This window comes from Nocardioides sp. zg-1228, assembly GCF_017086465.1.
Taxonomy (GTDB): Bacteria; Actinomycetota; Actinomycetes; order Propionibacteriales; family Nocardioidaceae; genus Nocardioides.
The window spans coordinates 1,287,021-1,309,705 of the sequence record NZ_CP070961.1 but is presented as its reverse complement, the minus strand read 5'-3'; the positions used below and the strand labels follow the sequence as shown (position 1 = coordinate 1,309,705).

Sequence of the window (22,685 nt, the reverse complement as noted above, 5' to 3'; positions counted from 1 at the left end):
AGGGTCGTCGCAGTCACACCGACCCAACACCTCACCCCGCCCGGGGATTCCCGACGATCTCGCGCACCAGCCACTCCAGGGTCGACTCGACCACGATGCCCATCGCCTCGTCCTGGCTGATGTCACCCCGCGCGGGGACCTTGAGCCCGTGATCGGCCCCCGGGACCACGACCAGGTCGAGCCCGCCGAGGTCGCCGGGGAACTCCTCGGGCCGCCCCATCGCGTCGCGCTCGCCCTGCACCACGAGCGTCGGCAGGCCGACGGACCGCAGCTCGGGGAGGCGGGTGGGCTCGGCGCGACCGGGCGCGTGGAGCGGGAACGACAGCGCCAGGCAGCCGCTGGCGCCGAGCGAGCGGGCCGTGCGGGCCGCCGAGCGGGCGCCGGCGGAGCGTCCACCGACCACGAGGGGCGTACGCACCCGCATCGCGTCGGCGGCGCACGTCAGCGCGACGTCGAGGGTCGGCGGTGCGGTGGCGATCTTGCGCCCCGCGACGCGCCACGGCTGCTCGAACAGCACGACGGAGAAGCCCTGCGCGGGCAGCGCGTCGGCCAGGGCCCACAGGTCGCGGGCGTCCACGCCCCCGCCGGCGCCATGACTGAGCAGGAGGGTGGCGATCGGCCGGTTGGCGCGCCGGGTGTGGAGGCGGCCCTCCCCGTGCGGGGTGGCGACGGTGCGGACGGAGGCCTTCTTCACTCGTCCTCCAGGGGCAGCGGCTCGATCAGCTCGGGGCCGTTGTTGCGCACGTTGCTGACCAGCCTCGGCACGGCGTAGGCCTCGAGGCGGCCCGGTGCGGCCGGCACCAGGAGGGAGGTGTCGCCCGGCGTCGTCGGGTCGAGCCACTCGTGCCAGCGCTCGCGCTCCACCATCAGCGGCATCCGGTCGTGGATGTGCCCGAGCGAGTCCTCTGCCTCCGTGGTCAGCACCGTGCAGGTCCAGCGGAAGCGGTCGGGGTCGTCCTCGGCCCTCGACGGGTCGCGCCAGATCTCGTAGAGCCCCGCCATCGCGAGCACCCCGCCGTCCTTGGGACGGATGAAGAACGGCTGCTTGACCGGCTTGCCCTTCGCGTCGGTGCGCGAGGTGGGATACCACTCGAAGTAGCCGTCGGCGGGCAGCAGCGCGCGACGGGACGCGAACGCCTTGCGGTAGGCCGGCTTGTCCGCCACCGTCTCCATCCGCGCGTTGATCATCCGGTTGCCGATGGAGGGGTCCTTCGCCCACGACGGCACCAGGCCCCAGGTGAGGACCCGCAGCTGGCGCTGCGGGGGCTCGTCGGAGTCGCGCGACGGCGGCCGCTCGACGACGGCCGCTCGACGACGGCGTAGACCTCCTTGGTGGGCGCGACGTTGTAGTCGGCCGCCAAGGGGGCAGCGATGCGGCTCTCGACGACCTCGAACTCCTCGACGAGGTCGTCGGCGCTCCGGGACGACGCATAGCGACCACACACGTGGCCCACCCTAGGGGAGCCGGGCGTCGGCCTCAGTGGCACGGCGCGAGTGGCACCGCGCGGCACCGGCGCACCCCTGCGGGCGCGGCAGCGCCGCGAGGACATCGTGTAGACAGGGCGCATGACGATCACCCGGTTGCTCGCACGCCCCATGTTGGCCACGATCTTCGTCGCGGGCGGCATCAACGCCCTCCGCAATACCGAGGGGCACGCTCAGAGGGCCAAGAAGGTGGTCGACCAGGTCGTGCCGGTCGTGGAGCAGGTCGCGCCCGGCGCGCCGATCCCCACCGACCCGGCCACGCTGGTCCGGATCAACGCCGGCGCCCAGATCGTCGCCGCCGCCGCCCTCGCCACCGGCCGGGCGCCGCGCCTGAGCGCGACCGTGCTCGCGGCCTCGCTCGTGCCGACCACGCTGGCGGGGCACGCCTTCTGGAACGAGACCGAGCCGCAGGCCAAGAACGCCCAGCGCCTGCAGTTCTTCAAGAACACCTCCGTCCTCGGTGGCCTCCTGCTGGCCGCGGTCGACACCGAGGGCAGGCCCGGGCTGGCCTGGCGGGCCCGGCGCGCCGCGTCCGACGTGCGCCGCGAGGCCCGGCACGTCGCCAAAAACGCCCGCCGCGAGGCCAAGCTGGCCAAGGCCCAGCTGACCTGAGGTCTCGATAGGGTGCGCGGGTGAGTGAGCTCTGGCCGGCCCCGCGCCCCCACGACCCCGTCGACCGGGTCGTGTCGCTGCCGGGCAGCAAGTCGCTGACCAACCGGGCGCTCGTCCTCGCGGCGCTCGCCGACGGCCCCAGCGTCGTACGACGTCCGCTGCGCTCGCGCGACACCCTGCTCATGGTCGGCGCGCTCACCGCGCTCGGCACGGAGGTCCACGACACCAGCGGCCCCGGCTCGGGCGACTGGGCCGTCTCCCCCGCCCCCTGGGACCGCGACGCCGACGTCGACTGCGGCCTGGCCGGCACGGTGATGCGCTTCGTGCCGCCGATCGCCGGCCTGGCGCGCGGCACGGTGCGCTTCGACGGCGACCCGCACATGCGGCAGCGCCCCGTCGGCCCGATGCTCGCGGCGCTGGGCGCGCTCGGGGTGCGGGTCGACGACGGCGGCCGGGGAGCGCTGCCCTTCGCGGTGGCGGGCACGGGATCGGTGCCCGGCGGCACGGTCACCATCGACGCCAGCGCCTCGTCGCAGTTCGTATCCGCCCTGCTGCTCGCCGGCGCCCGCTACGAGCACGGTGTCGACGTGCGCCACGTCGGCAAGCCCGTGCCGTCGCTGCCCCACATCGAGATGACCGTGCAGATGCTGCGCCGCCACGGTGTCGAGGTCGACGACGGCGACGCCAACCGCTGGGCGGTCTCCCCCGGCCCGGTGCGGGCGGTCGACCACGACATCGAGCCCGACCTCTCCAACGCCGCGCCGTTCCTCGCCCTCGCGGCCGCGACCGGAGGCCGCGTGACCGTCACCGACTGGCCTTCCTCGACCACGCAGCCAGGCGACGAGCTGCGCGAGATCCTCACGCTGATGGGCTGCGAGGTCGCCCTCGGCGACAACGGCCTCACCGTGGTCGGGCCGCCGCGGCTCTCGGGTGTCGACCTCGACCTGCACGACGTCGGCGAGCTGACTCCCGCCGTGGCCGCCCTCTGCGCGCTGGCCGACTCGCCCTCCCACCTGCGCGGCGTCGCGCACATCCGCGGCCACGAGACCGACCGGATCGCCGCGCTCGCCGCCGAGCTCGGCCGGCTCGGGGCCGACGTGACCGAGCGCGAGGACGGACTGACCATCCGGCCGGCGCCCCTGCACGGCGGCACGTTCCGCACCTATGCCGACCATCGCATGGCCCACGCCGGCGTCATCCTCGGCCTCGCCGTGGACGACGTGCTCGTGGAGGACATCGCCACCACCTCCAAGACCTTCCCCGACTTCGCCGGGGCCTGGAGCCGGGCCGTAGGCGCCGCCCCGAGCGGCGTCGGGGCGAGCTCGTGACGGGTCGCTACTCCGAGCACGACCACGAGCACTACGAGCGGCCACGGCGCCGCACCCGTCCCCGCACCAAGGACCGGCCCACCTACGACGACGCCGTCGAGGCCCGGGTGGTCACCGTCGACCGCGGCCGCTTCACGCTGCTCGTCGACGGCCACCGCGCGATGGCGATGAAGTCGCGCCCGCTCGGACGCAAGGGCGTCGTGGTGGGCGACCGGGTGCGGGTCGTCGGCGACACCAGTGGCGCCGACGGGTCGCTGGCCCGCATCGTCGAGGTGGTCGAGCGCACCACCACGCTGCGCCGCACGGCCGACGACGACGACCCGGTCGAGCGGGTCATCGTCTCCAACGCCGACCAGCTGGTCGTCGTGACCGCCCTGGCCGACCCCGAGCCGCGCCCGCGGCTGATCGACCGTGCGCTGGTGGCGGCCTACGACGCCGGGATGGCGCCGCTGCTGTGCCTGACCAAGGCCGACCTGGCCGACCCCGAGACGCTGCTCTCGACCTACCGGTCGCTGGGGGTGCCGTGGGTGGTGACCCAGCTCAAGGGCGAGGGCGCCGGCGACCTCACCGAGCTGCGCGACCGGCTGAGGGGGCGCACGAGCGTGCTGGTGGGCCACAGCGGCGTCGGCAAGTCCACCCTGGTCAACGCGCTGATCCCCGACGCCGGCCGCGAGGTCGGCATCGTCAACGCCGTGACCGGCCGCGGGCGCCACACCTCGACCAGCGCCTACCTGCTCGAGCTGCCCGACGGCGACGGCTGGATCATCGACACCCCCGGCATCCGGTCCTTCGGGCTCGCCCACGTGCGGCCGGAGAACCTCATCGAGGCGTTCCCCGACCTCGACGAGATGACCGAGACGTGCCCGCGCGGCTGCACCCACGGCGGCGACGAGCCGGAGTGCGGCCTCGACGAGGCGATCGCGGCGGGCGAGGCCGACCCCGACCGGGTGGAGTCGTTCCGGCGGCTGCTCGCCGCCCGTGAGGCCTCCACCGACTGGTGAGCGCCCGGCGCCGGACCGGAGCGCCTAGCCCCAGACCGCCGTCGTGCCGGAGTCCCCGGCGAGGTAGACCGTGACGAGGACGGCCACCGACGCGGCGACGAGCAGCACCGCCACCGGGACGCCGAAGCGGGTCTCGCGGGCACCCCGGCCGGAGGCGAGCGCCGAGGCGCCGCCCAGGGCCCAGGCGGCGAGTCCGGCGACCACGACGTAGCCGAGGACCACGTTGCGCAGCATCCCCCCCGCATCCTCGTGGTCGGCCACGATGGGCGCGAGCTCGGGGCGCGACGCCAGCAGGTCCTCCCCGGCCTGCACCGCGAGGAGCGCCGCGCCGGCCACCACGACCGCGAGGACCACGAGCGGCCACCGCAGCAGCCAGCGCCACCGCGGCACGGCGGCGTACGCCAGTCCCGTCAGGGCGGCCAGCGGCCCGAGCACGACGACGGCGTGGACGACGAGCGGGTGCAGCGGCACCCCGTTGAGCTCCATGGGGTGCAGGCTAGGGCGCGAGGCTGGGAATAGCCTGTGAACATGCCCCGCACCGGCTCGACCGATCACACCGACGACCTGCGCCTGGCCCACGTCCTGGCCGACGACGCGGACTCGCTGACCCAGTCCCGCTTCAAGGCCCTCGACCTCCACGTCATGAGCAAGCCCGACCTGACCCCGGTCACCGACGCCGACCGGGCCGTCGAGGAGGGGATCCGGCGCACCCTCTCGCGGGTCCGCTCGCGCGACGCCGTGGTCGGCGAGGAGCAGGGCACGACCGGGCACGGACAGCGGCGGTGGATCGTGGACCCGATCGACGGCACGAAGAACTTCGTGCGCGGCGTGCCGGTCTGGGCGACCCTGATCGCGCTCGCCATCGACGACGAGGTCGTGCTCGGCGTGGTCTCCGCGCCCCAGCTGCAGCGCCGGTGGTGGGCCTCGGCGGGCAACGGCGCGTGGACGGGCCGCTCCCTGCTCAAGGCCACGCGGTGCGAGGTGTCCGACGTGCGACGCCTCGAGGACGCGTCGCTCAGCTACTCCTCGCTGTCGGGCTGGGACGAGCGCGACCGCCTCGACGACTTCGTCTCCCTCTCCCGGCGCTGCTGGCGCACCCGCGCCTACGGCGACTTCTGGTCCTACATGCTGCTCGCCGAGGGGGCCGTCGACCTGGCGGCCGAGCCGGAGCTCGAGCTCTACGACATGGCCGCCCTCGACGTCATCGTGCGCGAGGCGGGCGGCCGGTTCACCTCGCTCGACGGCACCGACGGGCCGTGGGGCGGCAACGCGCTGGCCTCCAACGGCCACCTCCACGACGCCGCCCTGTCGTTCCTGGGCGCGGCGGACGACGACACCGACCCCGACGTGCCCCGTCGCGGCCCCGGCTCGGTCAGCACCCTGCGCACCCGGCAGGCGCCGCCGGTGCTCGACTGACGGGGACGCGGCACCCCTGTCCCTCGGTGCCGGGCTTGGCTACGGTGACCTCTCACCCGTTCTGCCGGACGAGAGGTCGAGACCATGAAGATCAAGGACGTCATCCAGGGCAAGGGCAGCCAGGAGGTCGTGACGATCGGCCCCGACGCCTCCGTGCGCGAGCTGGTGGCCCTGCTGGCCGAGCACAACGTCGGCGCCCTGGTGGTGAGCGAGGACGGCGAGCACGTGGCGGGCATCGTCAGCGAGCGCGACGTCGTACGCCGCCTGCACGACGACTCCGGCGTGCTGGAGAGCACCGTCAGCTCGATCATGACCGCCGACGTGCGCACGTGCACGGCCGGCGACGGGCTCACCGAGCTGATGCAGACCATGACCGAGCACCGCGTCCGGCACGTCCCGGTGGTGGACTCCGGACGGCTCACCGGCATCATCAGCATCGGTGACGTGGTCAAGAGCCGGATCGGTGAGCTCGAGTTCGAGCGCGACCAGCTCGACAGCTACGTCCACCAGACCTGACCCACCTGCCTGACTCGAATGGAGAGATCGTGAGCGAGAAGCCCGACGTCGACCCCCACATGGGCGACGCGCCCGCCGACCTGGAGGTCACCGACCTCGTCGAGGGAGAGGGTGCCGAGGCCACAGCCGGCTCCACCGTCTCCGTGCACTACGTCGGCGTCGCCCACTCCACGGGCGAGGAGTTCGACGCGTCCTACAACCGCGGCACGCCGCTGGAGTTCCGCCTCGGCATCGGCCAGGTCATCTCCGGCTGGGACACCGGCGTGCAGGGCATGAAGGTCGGCGGCCGCCGCCGCCTGGTCATCCCGCCGCACCTGGGTTACGGCGACCGCGGCGCCCCCGGTGCCATCAAGCCGGGCGAGACGCTGATCTTCGTGGTCGACCTGCTCGACGTGCGCTGAGCCCCCGGACCCCTCACCCAGCCTGGGCGTCGTGGACCGGGATCGCGACCTGCACCCGGTCCTCGACGCCCAGCTCGGTGAACACCGCCCGACAGGGTCCTCACCGACGGACGCCCTCGGTCCGCAAGACTGGGCCCATGATCAGAGTCGAGAACCTCACCAAGCGCTACGGCGGGTTCACCGCCGTGGACGACATCTCGTTCGAGGTCCGCCCGGGCAGCGTCGTCGGCTTCCTCGGACCCAACGGGGCCGGCAAGTCCACCGCCATGCGGATGATGACGGGCCTCACGCCGCCACGTCCGGACGCGCCACCATCCTCGGTCGCCCCTACCGCGACCTCCACAACCCCGGACGCCAGGTCGGCGTCATGCTCGACGCGTCCGCCCAGCACCCCGGCCGGACCGGCCGCGAGGTGCTGCGGGTCGCCGCGATCTCGCTCGGCGTCTCCAAGGCCCGCGTCGAGGAGGCCCTCGCCCTCGTGGGGCTGACCGACGAGGAGGCCGGCCGCCGGGTGCGCAACTACTCCCTCGGCATGCGCCAGCGCCTCGGCCTCGCCGCCGCGCTGCTCGGCGAGCCGCAGGTGCTCGTCCTCGACGAGCCGGCCAACGGGCTCGACCCGCAGGGCATCCACTGGATGCGCGGCCTGCTGCGCCGCTTCGCCGACGGTGGCGGGACGGTGCTGCTCTCGAGCCACCTGCTCCACGAGGTGCAGGTCGTCGCCGACGACCTGGTGATGATCGGCCGCGGGCGGATCGTGGCGATGGGCTCCAAGGACGAGCTCCTCCGGCGCGGCGGCACCTCGGTCACCTCGACCGACGACGACCGACTGGCCCGGCTCCTGCAGGACAACGGGGTCGACGTGACGCGGACCGGCGCCGGCCTCGTCGTCGACGCCGAGCCCCGGGTGGTCGGCGAGATCGCCGCCCGCGAGTCCGTCGTGCTCCTCGAGCTGCGCAGCGGCGGCTCGGACGGCCTGGAGGAGATGTTCCTCGACCTCACCGCCGCCACCTCTCGTGAAGGAGACGCAGCATGAGCACCGACACCGCCACCACCACCCCCGCCGTCGGCGACGGGTCCACCGGCCGACCGGGCGACCCGACGCCGCTGGCCGGCCGCCCCGGCGTGCCGTTCTCGCGCACCCTGCACGCCGAGGTGCGCAAGATGGTGGACACCCGCGCCGGCCGGTGGATGGTCATCGTGATGGCCGCGCTGACCGTGCTGATCCTGGGCGCGTTCGTGATCTGGGGCCCGACGGACGACGCGTCGTTCACCGACCTCGTGCAGATCGCCATCCAGCCGCTCGCGATGCTGCTCCCGGTGATCGGCATCATGGCCGCCACCGCCGAGTGGTCCCAGCGCACCGGCCTGGTCACCTTCACCCTGGAGCCGCGCCGCGGGCGCGTCGTGCTCGCCAAGGCGCTGGGCGCACTGGTGCTCGGGCTCGTCGTCATGGCCGTCGCCTTCGCCGCGGCCGCGCTCGCCAACCTGGCCAGCGGCGGCACCTGGGACCTCGGGGCGGGCGCCGCCGGCAAGCTCGTCCTGGCCCTCCTGATCTTCGTCCTGCAGGGCGTCGCGTTCGGGCTGCTGTTCCTCAACACACCGGTCGCCATCGTGACGGTGCTCGTCCTGCCGACCGCGTGGACCATCGTCACCCAGGTCGTCGGCTCGCTCTCCGGCGTCGGCGCGTGGCTCGACCTGAACGCTGTCACCCGCCCCCTGCTGAGTGGGGACATCACCGCCCGCGACTGGGCGCAGCTCGGCACCGGGGTCGGCGTGTGGGTGCTGCTGCCCCTGGCCGTCGGCACCTGGCGGGTGCTGGCGCGCGAGGTGAAGTAGCCCGCTACCGGAGACGACCGCAAGGGACGTCACCAGGGGACGTCACAGGGGACGTCACAGGGGACGTCACCAGGGGACGTCACCAGGGGACGTCGATCTCGACCTCTCCGGTGGCGACCCGGGCCGCCTGCCCGCCCAGCGCGACCACGTCGCCGGGGGCGAGCTGGCGGCCCCGGCGCGTCTCGACCTCCCCGTTGACGAGCACCGCGCCGTCGGCGAGCACCGGCTTGGCATCGGCACCGCTCTCGACGAGGTTGGCCAGCTTGAGGAACTGACCGAGCCGGATCGACTCGTCGCGGATCGGCACGTCGACCGGCTCGGGCTGTGCGGACGGGGACGACGGCGACTCGGGCGACATGAGGCCAGTGAACCAGCCCGGGCGCGTTCCGTGCCAAGGTGTGCGGGTGGTGCGACGTGTGGGACTGGTGGCCGGGCTCCTGTCGTGCCTGCTCGCGCCGCTCCTGGCGCTCACCGCACCCGCCAGCACCGCACCCGCCAGCACCGCACCCGCCAGCACCGCACCCGCCAGCACCGCACCCGCCAGCACCGCACCGGCCCCGGGCGAGCGCCCGGTCGCCGCGCCCGGGCAGAGCGGGTGCCGGGCCGAGGGCGGCATCGAGGTGTGCTTCACCTCGCCGCCGACCGTGCCGCGCGACCCGACCGTGCTCGACCGGCCCAGCCGGCTCTTCGACACCGCGGGCCCGGGTGACACGATCCGCATCGCGATGTTCCGGTGGGACATCAAGCCGCCGACCGACGCGATCCTGGCCGCGCAGCGGCGCGGCGCGACGGTGCTGCTCGTCGGCGACGACGACCTGCGGCTCAACAAGCAGGGCCGCCGGCTCATCGAGACGCTCGAGCAGCAGGACCCCACGATCCGCAACGTGACCATCTGCAAGGGCGCCTGCCTCCCGTGGCGCGCCCCGGGACCCTTCCCCGACAGCCAGGACGTGCAGCACCTGAAGTTCTTCCTGACCGACATCGGCGGGGTGCAGTCCTTCATCACGTCCTCGGCCAACCTCGAGGACCGTCAGTACCGCCAGTACAACTCGTTCATCAAGATCGACGACCCCGGGCTCCACGCCTTCGGCGTCGACTACTTCGCCCGGCTGCAGGCCCAGCGGCTGACGGTGGACGGCGAGCGCTGGGACGACCGACGCAAGGTGTGGTCCAGCGGGGACGTCACGGCGGCCGTCTACCCCAACCGCAGCGACCTGCTCCTCTCGACGCTCAGGTCCCTCCGGTGCACCCCGGGCGCCCGCGACGTGTCGGCGATGATCGCGGTGATCCAGCGCGCCGACGTGCGCGCCCAGCTGGCCCGGCTCTCCGCCCGCGGCTGCCGGGTGCGGATCGTGACCTCGCGCGACACGGTGGAGAACTGGGTGCAGCGCGCGCTGCCCAGCGGCGACATCCCCGACGGCCGGGTCCGCACCGTCCTCACCCACGACAAGATGCTCGTCGCGCACGCGCGCTTCCGGGGCAGGACCACGCACCTCGTGGTGACCGGCACCTCCAACACCACCTGCGGCGGCCTGCTCTACAACGACGAGGTCATGCTGCGCGTGGTGGGCAACCGATGGCTGCACGACCAGTACCTCGCACACTTCGACGACGCGTACGCCCGTGCGCACCAGAGCCGCTCGCGGGTCATGCCGGTCATGAGGCCCTGCCGGCGCTGACCCCCGCCGACCGGGTGGGTTGCCGGGGGCCCGGTCAGTGCACCGCCAGGCTCACCGCGTGGATCACGACGCCCACGAGGCCGCCGACGATCGTGCCGTTGATGCGGATGAACTGGAGGTCGCGCCCGACGTGCAGCTCGATGCGCCGCGCCGCCTCCTTGCCGTCCCACCGCTCGATCGTCGAGGTGATGACCGTCGTCACCTCGGCGCCGTAGCGCTCGACCGCGAAGACCGTGAGGTCGGCCGCGACGCGGTCGAGCCGCTCGCGCAGTGCCGCGTCGTCGCGCAGCCGCTCGGCGAACACGCCGAGCTCCTCGAGCACCCGCTGGCGCACGGCGCCCTCGGGGTCGCGGATGGAGCCGAGCAGCGCCGAGCGCATCGCCTTCCACAGCGAGATCGCCGTCGTGACGACCTGGGGGTGCTCGAGCAGGCGCTCCTTGAGGGCCTCCGTGCGGCGCACCGTCTCCCCGTCGTTGAGCAGGTCGTGGGCGAGCTGGCCGAGCATCGAGTCGAGTGCTTCGCGGGCCCGGTGGTGCGGGTCGTCGCGGATGTCCTCCAGCCAGGCCATCGCCTGCACGTGCATCCGCGAGGTGACGACGTCGTTGAGCCGGGGCGGCGCCCACCAGGGCGCCCTCTCCTCCAGCACCCGGATGAACGTGTCGGGGTTGTCGCGCAGCCAGGTGTGCAGCTCGTCGACGGCGAGGTCGACCAGCCCGTGGTGCAGGTCGTCGCGCAGCACCTCCATCAGGGTCGTGCCCAGCAGCGGCGAGATCGGCTCGTCGCGGAACCGCGGGACGAGCGCCTGGCTGACCAGGTCGGCGACGTGGTCGTCGCGCACCTTCCCGAGGGCGATCACCGCCACCTCGGCGGCCTCGTCGACCACGCGGCGCGCGTGGGCGGGGTCCCCCAGCCATGCGCCCACCCGCGCCGAGATCGTCGCGGCGGCCACCCGCTCGCGGATGATGTCCTCCTGGAGGAAGTTCTCCCCGACGAACTCCTGGAGCCCCCTGCCCAGCTCGTCCTTGCGCTTGGGCACGAGGGCGGTGTGCGGGATCGGCAGCCCCAGGGGGTGCTTGAACAGCGCGGTCACGGCGAACCAGTCGGCGATCGCGCCGACCATCGACGCCTCCGCGCCGGCGTTGACGAACCCCCAGAAGCCGTCGCGACCGAGAGTCGCGACGTAGACGCAGGCGGCGAGCAGCAGCAGCCCGACCGCGACCGTGCGCATCCGGCGCAGCCCTCGTCGCCGGGCCTCGTCGGCGCCCGGGTCGGGGGTGATCAGCGTGATCGGCGGGGGGCTCGGGGACGAGCCGGCCGGCGAGGTGGCGGAGGTGGCGACCATGCGGGCCATCCTCCCCCACCACCCGTCACGCACCGCGTGCCAGAATGCCGCGCATGCCTCGCACCGTGATCACCTTCGGCACGTTCGACGTGTTCCATGTCGGACACCTGCGCGTGCTCGAGCGTGCCGCCGAGCTCGGCGAGCGACTGGTCGTCGGCGTCTCCGCCGACGCGCTCAACGAGCGCAAGAAGGGTCGTGCGCCGATCTTCAGCCAGCGCGAGCGCCTCGCGATCGTCGGGGCGCTCAAGGTCGTCGACGAGGTGTTCGTCGAGGAGAGCCTCGAGCAGAAGCGTGACTACCTCCTCGAGCACGGCGCCGACGTGCTGGTGATGGGCGACGACTGGGCCGGGAGGTTCGACGACCTGGCCGACGTCTGCGAGGTCGTCTACCTGCCCCGCACGCCCGCCATCTCCACCACGGCCATCATCGAGCACATCGCCGACCTCTGAGCCGACCTCTGAGCCGACCTCTGAGCCGCCGAGACCCCCGGCCACACCCGCCCGTCGACACCCTCGTCGGGTCGCGGCGGGGTTAGGGTCGGGCACGACATGATCGACACGAGGGGAACCATGCGCAGATTCGTCACCACCGCTGTGGCCATCGCACTGGTGGGCGGGGCGCTCGGCGCTCCGGCCGTCGCGGCCGCCAACGACCGTCCGGGCAGCACGCCCGGCACATCCGGGGTCCTCGACCCCTCTGACCTGTTCGAGCTCACTCCGGAGCCGGCCCTGCCCGTGCTGGAGGAGGACCTCGAGCCCACCGCCTCCGAGACCCTCGCGACCGCTCGCCGTGTGCTCGCCGGCGACGCCCGGGCGGGCGACCCGTCGGCGACCCTGGTGCTGCGCGACCTCTGGATGAAGCGCACCCAGCTCGAGGGCGACCAGCGTCGCCAGGCCGACGCGCTCCTCGCGCGCCCGACCGACGGCGTCACCGACCCCCAGGGGTTCGGCTACACCGAGGCCGAGGCAGCGCCGCTGTGCAACACCCGCATCTGCGTCCACTACGTCCCGACCGGGATCGACGCCCCGCCGTCGCCCGACTGGCCGGCCCAGAACCTCGCGGTCATGGACTCGGTGTGGTCGACCATCGTCGACCAGATGGGCTTCCGCGCGCCGGTGACCGACGGCAGCAAGGGCGGCGGCCCGCAGTTCGACGTCTACCTCAAGGACCTCGGCGGCTCCCTCTACGGCTTCTGCGCCGGCGAGAAGCGGGCCAAGAAGCGCACCGCGTCGGGCTACTGCGTGCTCGACAACGACTTCGCCGCGTCGCAGTTCCCCAACGGGACGCCGCTGGACAACCTGACCGTCACGGCAGGCCACGAGTTCTTCCACGCCGTCCAGTACGCCTACGACTACGCCGAGGACCCGTGGATGATGGAGTCCACGGCGACCTGGATGGAGGAGCGGATCGCGACCGCGGTCAACGACAACCGCCAGTACCTCCCGGTCAGCCAGATCTACGCCCCCAACATCCCGCTCGACGCGTTCAGCCGCACCAACGGGTTCCAGTACGGCAACTGGGTGTTCTGGGAGTACCTCACCTCGCGCTACGGCAACGGGCTGATGCTCAAGACCTGGAAGCAGGCCGGCAGCCTGAAGAAGGACGGCAAGAAGTACAGCCTCCAGGCCCTGCAGAAGGTGCTCAAGCGCAAGGGTGGCTTCACCAAGAACTACGCCCTGTTCGCCGCCGGCAACCTCACGCCCGCCGCCAACTTCCCCGAGGGCGCCGAGTATCCCGGCCCCAAGGTCCGCGGCGCCAAGCTGCTGAGCAAGCGCAAGCGCGCCAAGCGGTTCGGCACCAAGATCGACCACCTGGCCTCCGCGTCCTACGTCTACGGCCCCGGCAAGGGCCTCGACGGCAAGAAGTGGAAGCTCGCGCTGCGCATCACGGGCCCGGACAAGCGCACCTCGCCGGCCGCCGTGGTGGTCGTCCACCGTCTCGACGGCAAGCGCAAGGTCAAGCTGGTCAAGCTCAACCGGCGCGGCGACGGCACCACCAGGGTGCCCTTCGACAACCGCAAGGTCGCCGCGGTGTCGGTGACGCTGGTCAACGCCTCGACCCGCTTCCGCTGCGGGCGCAACACGGTGCTGGCCTGCGCGGGCAAGCCGATCGACGACCGGCTGCGCTTCGCGGTGAAGGCGCGCGCCACCAAGTGACGCGCCGATGATCAGGAGCTGATCCGCAGCAGGGCGTGGAGCGCGGCGACGCACTCCTCCACCAGTTGCGACAACGGGACCGGGCGCTCGTCTGGCGGCACAGCCGACCAGGTGAGCGCCCGGTCCTCCGTGTAGGCCCACCAGGCGTGCACGACGATCCTGGTCGAGGAGCGCTGCGACTCCGGCACGCCGAGCGCCGCCACGACGCGGTCCGTGCTGACGTCGCGCACGGAGTCCATCACCTCGCTGACCCGCGGGTCGGCGACCCCGTGCCCGTGGACGAGCGCGAGGTAGGACCGGCGCCGGCGGTCGATCTGCTCGATCATCAGGCGCGTGGTCATCTCGACCTGCGCCTCCCCCGCCAGCGACTCGTCGGGAGCCGTGTTGCGCAGGATCCGGCGACCGGCCGCCGCGATGCAGGCGAGGTAGAAGTCGGTCTTGGTCGGGAAGTAGTGGAACAGTAGTCCGCGCGAGATGCCGGCCTCCGCGGCGATGTCGTCCATCGACAGGTCCTGGATCGGCGTCTCGACGATCATCGCGAGGCCGATGCCCACCAGCTGGCGGCGCCGGTCGTCGGCGCTCAGCCGTCGTCGTACGACGGGCGCGTCGGCGGGCGGCACCGGGGCGTCGGACATCTGTTGAGCATTGCTCAACAGTGTGCGAAGGTCAACGCCATGGACTTCTCCCTCTCCCCGCGCGCGGCCGACCTGCGCGAGCGCGTGCGCGCGTTCGTCACCGACGAGATCGAGCCCGTCGAGGCCGAGGCGCACCGCCGGATCACCCGGCTCCGCGAGTCCGGCGGCGACAACTGGACCCCCGACCCCGTCATCGCCGAGCTGCAGGCCAAGGCCCGCGCCGAGGGTCTGTGGAACCTCTTCCTCCCCGCCTCGCACGCCGGGCGGTACGCCGCCGACTTCGGCACCGACGGCGGCGACGGGCTCACCAACGTCGACTACGCGCCGGTCGCCGAGGCGATGGGCCGCTCGTTCCTGGCCCCGCTGGTCTTCAACTCCAACGCCCCCGACACCGGCAACATGGAGGTGCTGCTCAAGTACGGCACCGAGGAGCAGAAGCAGCAGTGGCTCGAGCCGCTCCTGCGCGCGGAGATCCGCAGCGCCTTCTGCATGACGGAGCCCGACGTGGCGTCGTCGGATGCCACCAACATGGCCGCCACCGCGGTGCTCGACGGCGACGAGGTCGTCATCAACGGCCGCAAGTGGTGGTCGACCGGCGTCGGCAACCCCGACTGCAAGGTCTTCATCTTCATGGGGCTCTCCGACCCCGACGCCGACCGGCACTCGCGCCACACCATGGTGCTGGTGCCCCGTGACGCCGAGGGCGTCGCCGTCGAGCGGATGCTCACCACGATGGGCTACTACGACGAGCCGCTGGGCCACGGCGAGGTCTCCTTCGACGACGTGCGGGTCCCGGCCTCCCACGTCCTGCTCGGCCCGGGACGCGCGTTCGAGATCGCCCAGGGCCGGCTCGGTCCCGGCCGGGTCCACCACTGCATGCGAGCGATCGGCCTCGCCGAGCGGGCCCTCGAGCTCGCCTGCGCCCGTGCGCTCTCGCGCACCGCCTTCGGCAAGCCGATCGCCAGCCTCGGCGGCAACCGCGAACGCATCGCCGACGCGCGGATCGCCATCAACCGCTCGCGACTGCTGGTGATGCACGCCGCCTGGCTGCTCGACCAGGGCATGAGCCGGGAGGCCTACTCCGCGGTGAGCGAGATCAAGGTCGAGGTGCCGGCGATGGCCCTGGACGTGATCGACATGGCGATCCAGCTGCACGGCGGGGCCGGGATGTCCGACGACTTCCCGCTCGCGGCCGCCTGGGTCGGGGCCCGCACGCTGCGGCTGGCGGACGGACCCGACGAGGTGCACCGCAACGTGGTCGCCAAGATCGAGCTCGGGAAGCACGCCTCGTGAGCGCCCCGTCGAGCAGCAGCGCGCGACGCGTCCTGGTCACCGGTGCCGCCTCGGGGCTCGGTGCCGCGCTGGTCACCGCCTTCCGCGAGAGGGGTGACGAGGTGCTCGCCACCGACCGGGTCGACGCCGACGGCATCGACCTCGTCCTCGACATCACCTCCGACGCCGACTGGGACGCGGCCGTGGACGCCGTCCGGGAGCGGTGGGGCGGTCTCGACGTGCTGGTCAACAACGCCGGCGTCGCCGGTGGCGGGCGGGTCGACCGCTGCACGATCGAGGAGTGGCAGTGGATCACCGACGTCAACCTCTTCGGCGCGGTCCGCGGCACCCGGGCGTTCGTCCCGATGCTCAAGGAGCGGCGCTCGGGCCACCTCGTCAACGTCGCCTCCCTCGCCGGGCTCGTGCACCCGGGCGGGATGGGCTCCTACAACGCGGTGAAGGCTGCTGTCGTGGCCTTCACCGAGACGTGCGGCCACGAGCTGGCGTCCCACGGCATCCGCGCGAGCGTCGTCTGCCCGTCCTACTTCCGCACCAACCTGATGGACTCCCTGCAGGGCAGCGACGAGGCCGTGGGCCGGGTGGTCGCCGGGCTGGTCGAGCGCTCGACCACCACCGCTGACGACATCGCCGCCGCGGTCCTGGCCGGCATCGACGCCGGCGACGACGTGATCGTGCCGGACGAGGCGGCCCGGCAGGCCTTCTTCCTCAAGTGGGCCGACCGACCGGCCTACGACGCGATCATGCGCGACCAGGCCGCGAAGCTCGAGGCGGGAGCGGGCTCGTGAGCGACGTGCCGGGCGCCCGCGAGGTGCGCGCGGAGGACGCGTTCGACGTCCCCCGGGTCGCGGCCTGGCTCCGCGACCACGCCGAGCACGCCGACGGGCTCGACGGCGAGCCGGAGGTCCGCCAGTTCACCGGCGGCGCCTCCAACCTCACCTACCTGCTGCGCTACCCCTCGGGCCGCGACCTCATCGTGCGACGCGCCCCGGCCGGCACCAAGGCGCGTGGGGCGCACGACATGCACCGCGAGCACGCCATCCAGTCGGCGCTCGCGCCGGTCTTCGGCTACGTCGCCCCGATGGTCGCCTTCTGCGACGACGCCGACGTCATCGGCGCCGACTTCTACGCGATGGAGCGGATCCCCGGCGTGATCCCGCGCAGCGAGTGGCCGGGCGACGTGCCCCTGTCCGCCGAGCAGGCGCGCGAGCTGTGCCTGCACGCCGTCGACGTGCTCGCCGAGCTGCACGGCATCGACCCCGGGGCGGCGGGCCTCACCGGTCTCGGCAAGGGCCGCGGCTACGTCCGCCGCCAGGTCGAGGGCTGGTCGACGCGCTACCGCAACGCCCGCACCGACGACGTGCCCGACCTCGAGTCGGTGATGGCGTGGCTCGACGCGCACCAGCCCGACGACGTGGCCACCTGCGTGATCCACAACGACTACAAGCTCGACAACCTGGTGCTCGCCGAGGACGACGTGACGCGCGTGGTCGGGGTGCTCGACTGGGAGATGGCGACCCTGGGCGACCCGCTGATGGACCTCGCGGGCTCGATGGCCTACTGGGTGCAGGCCGACGACGACGAGGAGTTCCAGCTGATGCGGCGGGTGCCGACGCACCTGCCGGGGATGCTGACCCGCGGCGAGTTCGTGGCGGCGTACGCCGAGCGCACCGGCCGGTCCGTCACGCCCGAGCAGTGGCGCTTCTACGAGGTCTTCGGGCTCTTCCGGATGGCCGTGATCGCCCAGCAGATCTACTACCGCTACGTCCACCGCCAGACGACCAACGAGATGTACGCCCTGTTCGGCGCGGCCGTGCAGGTCATCGGCCGCCGCGTCGACGGACTGATCGTCCGGTGAGCAGCATCCTCCTCGTGCGGCACGGGCAGGCCTCGTTCGGCGCCGCCGACTACGACGAGCTCTCCCGGACCGGCCACGAGCAGTCGCGGCTGCTGGGCGCCGCCCTCGCCGCCCGGGGGGTCGTGCCCGACCTGGTCGTGACGGGCGGGATGAGGCGCCACGCCCAGACGGCGGCCGGCGTGCTCGACGGCGCGGGCTGGTCGACCCCGGCGGACGTCGACCGCGGCTGGAGCGAGTTCGACCACCTGCAGGTGCTGGCCGTCCACGACCAGCCCACCACGGCCGGCGGCGAGTCGGAGAAGGCCGCCTTCCAGCGGTGGTTCGAGGAGGCGACGCGCCGCTGGACGTCGGGCGACCACGACGAGTCCTACGACGAGTCGTTCGCGGCGTTCACCGCCCGGGTGGGCGCGGCGCTCGACCGGCTGGCCGACGCGCTGCCCCGCAGCGGCACGGCCGTCGTGCTGACCAGCGGCGGACCGGTGGCCTGGGCGGCGGCCTCGCTCCTCGCCGACGGCGAGCCCACGCGGACCGACCTGTGGCTGCGGCTCAACCCCGTGTCGATCAACACCGGCACCTCGACCGTCGTCCGTGGCTCGCGCGGCACCACGCTCGTGACGTTCAACGCCGCCGACCACCTCTCCCCCGACCTGATCACCTACCGCTAGGACCCCCGTGCCGACCACCCTCATCACCGGAGCGAGCAGCGGCCTGGGCGCCGAGATGGCCCGCCAGCTGGCCGCCCGCGGCCACGACCTCGCGCTCTGCGCGCGGCGGACCGACCGGCTCGACGCGCTGCGCGACGAGATCGTGGCCGCCCACCCCGAGCGCCGCGTGGCGGTCAAGGCGCTCGACGTCGACGACCACGACGCGGTCTTCCGCGTCTTCGGCGAGCTCCGCGACGAGCTCGGCGGACTCGACCGGGTCGTCGTCAACGCCGGGATCGGGAAGGGCCAGCCGCTCGGCACGGGCCGCTTCGACGCCAACCGCCAGACCGCGATGACCAACTTCGTCGGTGCGCTGGCCCAGACCGAAGCGGCGGCGGCGATCTTCCGCGCCCAGGACTCCGGCCACCTGGTGGTGGTCTCCAGCTTCTCGGCCCTGCGCGGCATGCCGCGCAACATGACGACGTACGCCGCCTCCAAGGCCGCGGTCGCCCACCTCGCCGAGGGCTTCCGCGCCGACGTCCACGGCACGCCGATCAAGGTCACCGTGCTCTACCCGGGCTTCATCGTCTCGGAGATGTCGGCCACCGCCACCGCCACTCTCCTGGTCGCCTCGACCGAGAAGGGCGTGCGCGCCATGGTCGAGGCGATGGAGAAGGAGAAGGGCTCCGCCGTGGTCCCCGCCTGGCCCTGGGTGCCGCTGGGGTTCCTGATCAGGCGCGTGCCGCTCGGGGTGCTTCGGCGCCTGGCATAGCGCCGGCGCCGGTGCCTCGTTCGCCCGGGTGAGCCCGAGCCTGCTCGGGCCATGGCGGGGTGGATGTCGGTATGGCGGTGCAGAGTGTCCGGCATGGTCACATTCGAGGATCAAGACATGACTGGTGCCGAGTTTCGCGAGTGAGACATGACCCGGGCTCGTCTGATCGGCGTGGTGATGCAGGACGCGGTCATCGACGGGCTGGTCACCAACCTGGTGGCAACGGAGTCGAAGTGACGGCGTACGTCGAGGCCGAGCTGGACCGGCGGCACCCGGTGCGAGCGCTGATGCGATCAACCGACCCCACAGACCTACGCGAGGCCGAGCGAGGCCTGCGGGACAGCTGGGCATCCACGGTCGCGCGACTGCGCGGCATGCCCGAGGGGTCAGAGCACCAGCGCGTCGGCGGCGAATGGTCGGCGGTAGAGACCCTGCGCCACCTGGTGTTCGTGCACGACTCGTGGTTCCGTCGCTGCTGCCTTGGGTCACCTCGACGGTTCACGGCAATCGGGTTGGCACCGGCCTTCGTGCCTGACCAGGAGGAGCAAGGCCTGGACCGAGCGGCTGCGCCTGGCCTCGACGAGGTGCTGACGGTGCGCGAGGAGCAGGCCGCCGAGCTCGAGCGTTGGTTGGCGAGCGTGACGACCGATGAGCTGTCGGCGCCCGCGCCCGTGCCTGCTGGGCCGGGCTGGCCGCCGTACGCCGCGGGGAAGACGGTGCTCGAGTGTCTGCGGGTGGTCTTGAACGAAGAGTGGGCGCATCACGGGTTCTGCGAGCGCGACCTCGACCTGCTGGGGGGTGATCGTCGGACGCGATGAGCCATCGGTGGGTACGAGCGGGGGCAGACCCGCGAGGTTCCCCTCCATCTCGACGGCAGGTCGACGAACAACGGCTGGGAAACCGCCGCCCTTCTCCGTCACGCGGCGATGACGCACCCTCCCGACGCACGCCCAGCGGCAGCTCCGGATGGCCGACGCCTCGCACGCCATGGGCATGAGCGGGCGCCTTGAGTCGTCCTTGCCACACATCGGAACTGGTAGTTTCGCCAGGTGCGTCGTGGCGAGCTGTGGTGGGCAGAGATCGACGGGAAGCGACCGGTGGTTGTGCTGTCGGACGAGGCGCGCTCTGAGGTCCACGTCATGCAGATCGTCGCACCGGCCACGTCGGCCGAGAAACGCGGCTTCCTGATCATGTCCGGCGACCAGGCGGTCGACGCCGACAACCGGCGCCGCATGGTCGCCGAAGCCGGTCAGGTTCAAGCCATCGGGATCGAGGTCTGGTTCGGCAGCTCGGAGGGGCTGGCCGAGGAAGGTGTCGTGCGAGTCGCGCTCCCGCAGAACGCGACGGTCTTCTGCACCTGGGGTACGCGCCTCGGCGAGGAACTTCTTGTCGAGCGGATCGGCGCCTGTTCGCCGGAGAAGCTCCGTGAGCTCGACGCCGCCATCCAGTTGGCCGGCCCCTGACGTTCACAGGTGCAGCGTTGTCGGCAACCGGATGGCACAACCAGACCATGCAGGAGGCGGACAGCGGCTGTCCGGGTGCTTTCCAGGTGGCGCGGACAGGCGGCCGAACGGCCAAGGTCGGGGCCGGCACCGATTCGTGCAGCGGACCCCACCTGGTCAGGGCAGCGTCACAGGCGCGTCGTACACGAACCAGGCAAGTGCCACGCAGTTGGCGATGACCGTGAACCAGAAGATCGTGCGGAACGGTTGCTTGGTCGTCTTGTGTCGGAAGACCCGTCGCGCGACCAGCGCACCCGGCCAGCCACCCAGGAGGGCGATCGTGTGGAGGGTGGACTCCGACGTGCGCCACCTACCCTGTTCCGCTGCGGACTTGTCGGCGCCGTACATCAGGAACGCCACTCCGCTGCACAGGCCGTAAGCAGCCAACAGCGTGACTGGCAGCTCGTCCAGCACGAGAAGGCCCACCAGGAGGGTGAAGAACAGCGTCGCTGAGGCGAGCGCCAAGGGCATCCCGGTGACGCCTGGACGGCCGGCCCAGACGGCGCCGACGTATCGCACCTCCGATGCACGCGCCCGGTTGCGCTCGTCTCGAAGCTCGGCGTAGGTGACCTCGCACCCGGTGACGGGCCGCCGACCACGAGGGAACGCACTTACGTGCACGAACACACGCGGGCCTCCAACAGCGGGCGTGATGAAGCCGAAGCCCCGGTCGTCGTTCCAATCCGCCAGGACCCCCTGCTGCCGCCCGACGACGGCGTCAGAAGTCACGTCTTCGGCTCCTTGGCTCGGGTGTCGCCAGGCTGGTCAGCCTGGATCGCGGCACAGGTGGCTCCCGCCCTCGGAGCACCGAGCACCTGTGATCGGCATTATGCGACGTTCGATCTCGCGACGGGTCGAACTCCGAGAAGACGTGACACGAGCGTGCCCAGGCGAGCGGAGACATCGTCGGTCAAACGGCGATGACCCTCACGTCCTCCTGGTGAAGCGGACGTCGCCGTTGGGGAGGCGCGCAGCGTTGTACGCCGGATCGTGGGCGCGGTGGTGATGGTGGCTGCAGAGCAGGACGCCGTCGTCGAGGTCGGTGCGGCCGCCGGAGAGCCAGGGGTTCCAGTGGTGGGCCTCTGCCCAGGTGCCGGGGATGTCGCAGCCCTCGCCGCGGCAGGTGCGGTCCCGGATGAGCAGGGCGCGCTGCTGGGCGGGGCTGAACAGGCGGCGGGTGCGGCCGAGGTCGAGGACCTCCGAGGGGCCGCCGAGGACGGCGGGCAGGATCCTCGCGCTGCACGCGAGTCGGCGGGCCTCGACGGCGGTGATCATGTCCCCGGACCCCGCCGGCCCGTCGGCGTCGCCGGGCACGGCCGGGGCGATGAGCCCGGCGGTGGCGAGGTCGGCACGCAGTGAGTCGAGACCGATCGTGACGACGAGGGTGGTGGCGTCGCCGCCGTGGACCGGGAGGCGGCGCGGGTCGACGGCCTCGAGGAGCCGGCAGAACGCCTCGCCGAGCTTGCGCGGGTGCGGGAGCCGTCCGACCGCGTCTCCCGCGGCAGGGGCGGTCGTGCCGTCGTCGCGGCGGGGGTTGGTGTACGCCGTGAGGTAGGTGACGAACCGGTGCGCGACGGCGTCGGGGACGAGCGAGGTGATCCGGGTGGTGCCGTCACCGAGCCGGCGCACGGTGGTGCGGGTCTTGCGGTGCGCCTCGGCCTCGAGCTCGGCCAGCCGCCGGGCCTCGGCGTCGTCGACGACCTCGGGGGCGACGGTGGCGAGGATGTGTCGGCCGACCTTCGCGAGCCGCTGCGGGTCCAGGGTCGCGGCGTGGCCGACCAGGGCGCCCTCGGCAGCGGCGAGGACGTCGCCGGGGACGGTGTCGGGCAGGTTGTCCAGCGCCCGCACGATGACGCGGGCCTGGGCGAGGTTGGCCGACCCCTCCCGCAGCGCGGCACCGACCACCGGCCAGCGCCGGTCGACCGCCGACGCGAGGCGCAGGTCGGCGCGGGCGTCCTCGGGACGCGACAGCGTGGCCCACGCGAGCCAGCCGGCGGCGTCGCGGGCGGCCGCACCCGCGGCCACGTCACCGGCGCCAGCCAGCACCCGCAACCTCAGCTCCGCCAGCCGGGTCTCGAGCCGGATCAGCTCGCCCAACGCGGCGGCCTTGTCGGACGTCGACATGAACGTCGGGTTGGCGTCCGCGACGCTCTTGAGCGTCTCGTCGATGATGCCCGCGGCAGCGAGGATCGGGTGGGCCACTGATGGTCCT

At 72.7% G+C, this 22,685-nt stretch carries 27 protein-coding genes and 1 pseudogene; 19 read left to right on the top strand and 9 right to left on the bottom strand.

The genetic code is table 11. From position 1 onward, the window contains the following. Positions 1-31: 31 nt before the first annotated feature. Genes JX575_RS06305 through JX575_RS19880 form a run of 3 tightly spaced genes read right to left on the bottom strand, consistent with a single transcriptional unit; the run spans position 32 to position 1,550 of the window. Positions 32-694 carry an alpha/beta family hydrolase gene (locus tag JX575_RS06305; RefSeq protein WP_186341599.1) on the bottom strand — a complete coding sequence of 221 codons (663 nt, stop codon included), beginning with the start codon at positions 692-694 and terminating at the stop codon, positions 32-34. Then, the gene (locus tag JX575_RS06300; protein WP_346776143.1) at positions 691-1,227 is read right to left on the bottom strand and encodes an SOS response-associated peptidase; all 537 of its coding nucleotides are present in this window, start codon (positions 1,225-1,227) and stop codon (positions 691-693) included. The genes JX575_RS06305 and JX575_RS06300 overlap by 4 nt, the downstream gene beginning before the upstream one ends. Beyond that, positions 1,185-1,550, bottom strand: a complete 366-nt coding sequence (locus JX575_RS19880; RefSeq protein ID WP_346776146.1) for an SOS response-associated peptidase family protein — start codon at positions 1,548-1,550, stop codon at positions 1,185-1,187. Before JX575_RS19880 ends, JX575_RS06300 begins: the two co-directional genes overlap by 43 nt. A 16-nt stretch (positions 1,551-1,566) precedes the next feature. Between JX575_RS19880 and JX575_RS06295 the strand changes: the two genes are divergently transcribed. Genes JX575_RS06295 through rsgA form a run of 3 tightly spaced genes read left to right on the top strand, consistent with a single transcriptional unit; the run spans position 1,567 to position 4,426 of the window. Continuing rightward, positions 1,567-2,097, top strand: a complete 531-nt coding sequence (locus tag JX575_RS06295; protein ID WP_186341598.1) for a DoxX family protein — start codon at positions 1,567-1,569, stop codon at positions 2,095-2,097. A gap of 20 nt (positions 2,098-2,117) precedes the next feature. Beyond that, a complete protein-coding gene (aroA, locus tag JX575_RS06290) occupies positions 2,118-3,425 on the top strand; it encodes a 3-phosphoshikimate 1-carboxyvinyltransferase (RefSeq protein WP_186341597.1) in 1,308 nt (435 codons plus the stop codon). Further along, positions 3,422-4,426, top strand: a complete 1,005-nt coding sequence (rsgA, locus tag JX575_RS06285) for a ribosome small subunit-dependent GTPase A (protein ID WP_186341596.1) — start codon at positions 3,422-3,424, stop codon at positions 4,424-4,426. The genes aroA and rsgA overlap by 4 nt, the downstream gene beginning before the upstream one ends. A gap of 24 nt (positions 4,427-4,450) precedes the next feature. On the opposite strand, the gene JX575_RS06280 is transcribed toward rsgA, so the two are convergent. Next, complete coding sequence (locus tag JX575_RS06280) at positions 4,451-4,912, bottom strand: DUF2231 domain-containing protein (RefSeq protein WP_186341595.1); 462 nt, start codon at positions 4,910-4,912, stop codon at positions 4,451-4,453. Between the two features lie 42 nt (positions 4,913-4,954). Between JX575_RS06280 and JX575_RS06275 the strand changes: the two genes are divergently transcribed. The 6 genes and pseudogenes from JX575_RS06275 (at position 4,955) to JX575_RS06255 (ending at position 8,595) form a co-directional block, all read left to right on the top strand. Further along, on the top strand, positions 4,955-5,842 hold the full coding sequence (locus JX575_RS06275; protein ID WP_186341594.1) for an inositol monophosphatase family protein: 888 nt from the start codon (positions 4,955-4,957) through the stop codon (positions 5,840-5,842). Between the two features lie 84 nt (positions 5,843-5,926). After that, complete coding sequence (locus JX575_RS06270; protein ID WP_186341593.1) at positions 5,927-6,358, top strand: CBS domain-containing protein; 432 nt, start codon at positions 5,927-5,929, stop codon at positions 6,356-6,358. Positions 6,359-6,387: 29 nt separating this feature from the next. Continuing rightward, entirely contained in the window at positions 6,388-6,759 is a 372-nt protein-coding gene (locus JX575_RS06265) for an FKBP-type peptidyl-prolyl cis-trans isomerase (protein WP_277395314.1), read from the top strand. 137 nt (positions 6,760-6,896) lie between these two features. Beyond that, positions 6,897-7,004, top strand: a pseudogene (locus JX575_RS19875) (ABC transporter ATP-binding protein); the annotation flags it as partial. Positions 7,005-7,072: 68 nt separating this feature from the next. Beyond that, positions 7,073-7,792, top strand: coding sequence for an ATP-binding cassette domain-containing protein (locus JX575_RS06260; RefSeq protein ID WP_346776145.1), 720 nt, complete (start codon positions 7,073-7,075; stop codon positions 7,790-7,792). After that, positions 7,789-8,595: an ABC transporter permease gene (locus JX575_RS06255; protein ID WP_186341592.1), complete on the top strand. Its 807-nt coding sequence runs from the start codon at positions 7,789-7,791 to the stop codon at positions 8,593-8,595. Before JX575_RS06260 ends, JX575_RS06255 begins: the two co-directional genes overlap by 4 nt. 79 nt (positions 8,596-8,674) lie before the next feature. Here JX575_RS06255 and JX575_RS06250 read toward each other — a convergent pair whose 3' ends face one another. Beyond that, entirely contained in the window at positions 8,675-8,953 is a 279-nt protein-coding gene (locus JX575_RS06250) for an RNA-binding S4 domain-containing protein (protein WP_186341591.1), read from the bottom strand. A 46-nt stretch (positions 8,954-8,999) separates the two neighbouring features. On the opposite strand from JX575_RS06250, the gene JX575_RS06245 reads away from it, so the two are divergent. Next, complete coding sequence (locus JX575_RS06245; RefSeq protein ID WP_186341590.1) at positions 9,000-10,274, top strand: phospholipase D-like domain-containing protein; 1,275 nt, start codon at positions 9,000-9,002, stop codon at positions 10,272-10,274. A gap of 34 nt (positions 10,275-10,308) precedes the next feature. Here JX575_RS06245 and JX575_RS06240 read toward each other — a convergent pair whose 3' ends face one another. Beyond that, on the bottom strand, positions 10,309-11,616 hold the full coding sequence (locus JX575_RS06240) for a DUF445 domain-containing protein (RefSeq protein ID WP_186341589.1): 1,308 nt from the start codon (positions 11,614-11,616) through the stop codon (positions 10,309-10,311). Between the two features lie 53 nt (positions 11,617-11,669). On the opposite strand from JX575_RS06240, the gene JX575_RS06235 reads away from it, so the two are divergent. Together JX575_RS06235 and JX575_RS06230 are read left to right on the top strand one after the other, a co-directional pair. Further along, on the top strand, positions 11,670-12,065 hold the full coding sequence (locus tag JX575_RS06235) for an adenylyltransferase/cytidyltransferase family protein (protein WP_186341588.1): 396 nt from the start codon (positions 11,670-11,672) through the stop codon (positions 12,063-12,065). A gap of 120 nt (positions 12,066-12,185) precedes the next feature. Beyond that, the gene (locus tag JX575_RS06230; RefSeq protein ID WP_186341587.1) at positions 12,186-13,772 is read left to right on the top strand and encodes an MXAN_6640 family putative metalloprotease; all 1,587 of its coding nucleotides are present in this window, start codon (positions 12,186-12,188) and stop codon (positions 13,770-13,772) included. A gap of 11 nt (positions 13,773-13,783) precedes the next feature. On the opposite strand, the gene JX575_RS06225 is transcribed toward JX575_RS06230, so the two are convergent. Next, entirely contained in the window at positions 13,784-14,407 is a 624-nt protein-coding gene (locus tag JX575_RS06225; protein WP_206054538.1) for a TetR/AcrR family transcriptional regulator, read from the bottom strand. Between the two features lie 39 nt (positions 14,408-14,446). Between JX575_RS06225 and JX575_RS06220 the strand changes: the two genes are divergently transcribed. The 7 genes from JX575_RS06220 to JX575_RS06190 all read left to right on the top strand — a co-directional run bounded on the left by JX575_RS06220 (position 14,447) and on the right by JX575_RS06190 (position 20,434). After that, positions 14,447-15,700 (top strand): acyl-CoA dehydrogenase family protein, encoded by a 1,254-nt coding sequence (locus tag JX575_RS06220; RefSeq protein ID WP_186341586.1) that lies wholly within the window; start codon positions 14,447-14,449, stop codon positions 15,698-15,700. Continuing rightward, entirely contained in the window at positions 15,697-16,485 is a 789-nt protein-coding gene (locus tag JX575_RS06215) for an SDR family NAD(P)-dependent oxidoreductase (RefSeq protein ID WP_186341585.1), read from the top strand. The genes JX575_RS06220 and JX575_RS06215 overlap by 4 nt, the downstream gene beginning before the upstream one ends. Then, the gene (locus JX575_RS06210; protein ID WP_186341584.1) at positions 16,482-17,555 is read left to right on the top strand and encodes a phosphotransferase family protein; all 1,074 of its coding nucleotides are present in this window, start codon (positions 16,482-16,484) and stop codon (positions 17,553-17,555) included. Before JX575_RS06215 ends, JX575_RS06210 begins: the two co-directional genes overlap by 4 nt. After that, the gene (locus JX575_RS06205) at positions 17,552-18,220 is read left to right on the top strand and encodes a histidine phosphatase family protein (protein WP_186341583.1); all 669 of its coding nucleotides are present in this window, start codon (positions 17,552-17,554) and stop codon (positions 18,218-18,220) included. The genes JX575_RS06210 and JX575_RS06205 overlap by 4 nt, the downstream gene beginning before the upstream one ends. Positions 18,221-18,227: 7 nt before the next feature. Further along, a complete protein-coding gene (locus JX575_RS06200; protein WP_186341582.1) occupies positions 18,228-18,971 on the top strand; it encodes an SDR family oxidoreductase in 744 nt (247 codons plus the stop codon). Positions 18,972-19,204: 233 nt separating this feature from the next. Next, positions 19,205-19,789, top strand: a complete 585-nt coding sequence (locus tag JX575_RS06195; protein ID WP_206054537.1) for a DinB family protein — start codon at positions 19,205-19,207, stop codon at positions 19,787-19,789. A gap of 231 nt (positions 19,790-20,020) precedes the next feature. Then, positions 20,021-20,434, top strand: a complete 414-nt coding sequence (locus tag JX575_RS06190) for a type II toxin-antitoxin system PemK/MazF family toxin (RefSeq protein WP_186341581.1) — start codon at positions 20,021-20,023, stop codon at positions 20,432-20,434. Positions 20,435-20,590: 156 nt separating this feature from the next. Here JX575_RS06190 and JX575_RS06185 read toward each other — a convergent pair whose 3' ends face one another. Both JX575_RS06185 and JX575_RS06180 read right to left on the bottom strand, forming a co-directional pair. Continuing rightward, complete coding sequence (locus JX575_RS06185; protein ID WP_186341580.1) at positions 20,591-21,202, bottom strand: cold shock and DUF1294 domain-containing protein; 612 nt, start codon at positions 21,200-21,202, stop codon at positions 20,591-20,593. Between the two features lie 198 nt (positions 21,203-21,400). Beyond that, the gene (locus JX575_RS06180) at positions 21,401-22,675 is read right to left on the bottom strand and encodes an HNH endonuclease signature motif containing protein (RefSeq protein ID WP_186341579.1); all 1,275 of its coding nucleotides are present in this window, start codon (positions 22,673-22,675) and stop codon (positions 21,401-21,403) included. Positions 22,676-22,685 lie beyond the last annotated feature (10 nt).

What these genes read in the sequence shown, in the direction of transcription:
- JX575_RS06225 (WP_206054538.1), bottom strand. Translation starts at nt 14,407, where the DNA reads ATGTCCGACGCCCCGGTGCCGCCCGCCGACGCGCCCGTCGTACGACGA.
- JX575_RS06230 (WP_186341587.1), top strand. Translation starts at nt 12,186, where the DNA reads ATGCGCAGATTCGTCACCACCGCTGTGGCCATCGCACTGGTGGGCGGG.
- JX575_RS06270 (WP_186341593.1), top strand. Translation starts at nt 5,927, where the DNA reads ATGAAGATCAAGGACGTCATCCAGGGCAAGGGCAGCCAGGAGGTCGTG.
- JX575_RS06275 (WP_186341594.1), top strand. Translation starts at nt 4,955, where the DNA reads ATGCCCCGCACCGGCTCGACCGATCACACCGACGACCTGCGCCTGGCC.
- JX575_RS06220 (WP_186341586.1), top strand. Translation starts at nt 14,447, where the DNA reads ATGGACTTCTCCCTCTCCCCGCGCGCGGCCGACCTGCGCGAGCGCGTG.
- JX575_RS06250 (WP_186341591.1), bottom strand. Translation starts at nt 8,953, where the DNA reads ATGTCGCCCGAGTCGCCGTCGTCCCCGTCCGCACAGCCCGAGCCGGTC.
- JX575_RS06295 (WP_186341598.1), top strand. Translation starts at nt 1,567, where the DNA reads ATGACGATCACCCGGTTGCTCGCACGCCCCATGTTGGCCACGATCTTC.
- JX575_RS19880 (WP_346776146.1), bottom strand. Translation starts at nt 1,550, where the DNA reads ATGTCCTCGCGGCGCTGCCGCGCCCGCAGGGGTGCGCCGGTGCCGCGC.
- JX575_RS06280 (WP_186341595.1), bottom strand. Translation starts at nt 4,912, where the DNA reads ATGGAGCTCAACGGGGTGCCGCTGCACCCGCTCGTCGTCCACGCCGTC.
- JX575_RS06240 (WP_186341589.1), bottom strand. Translation starts at nt 11,616, where the DNA reads ATGGTCGCCACCTCCGCCACCTCGCCGGCCGGCTCGTCCCCGAGCCCC.
- JX575_RS06255 (WP_186341592.1), top strand. Translation starts at nt 7,789, where the DNA reads ATGAGCACCGACACCGCCACCACCACCCCCGCCGTCGGCGACGGGTCC.
- JX575_RS06235 (WP_186341588.1), top strand. Translation starts at nt 11,670, where the DNA reads ATGCCTCGCACCGTGATCACCTTCGGCACGTTCGACGTGTTCCATGTC.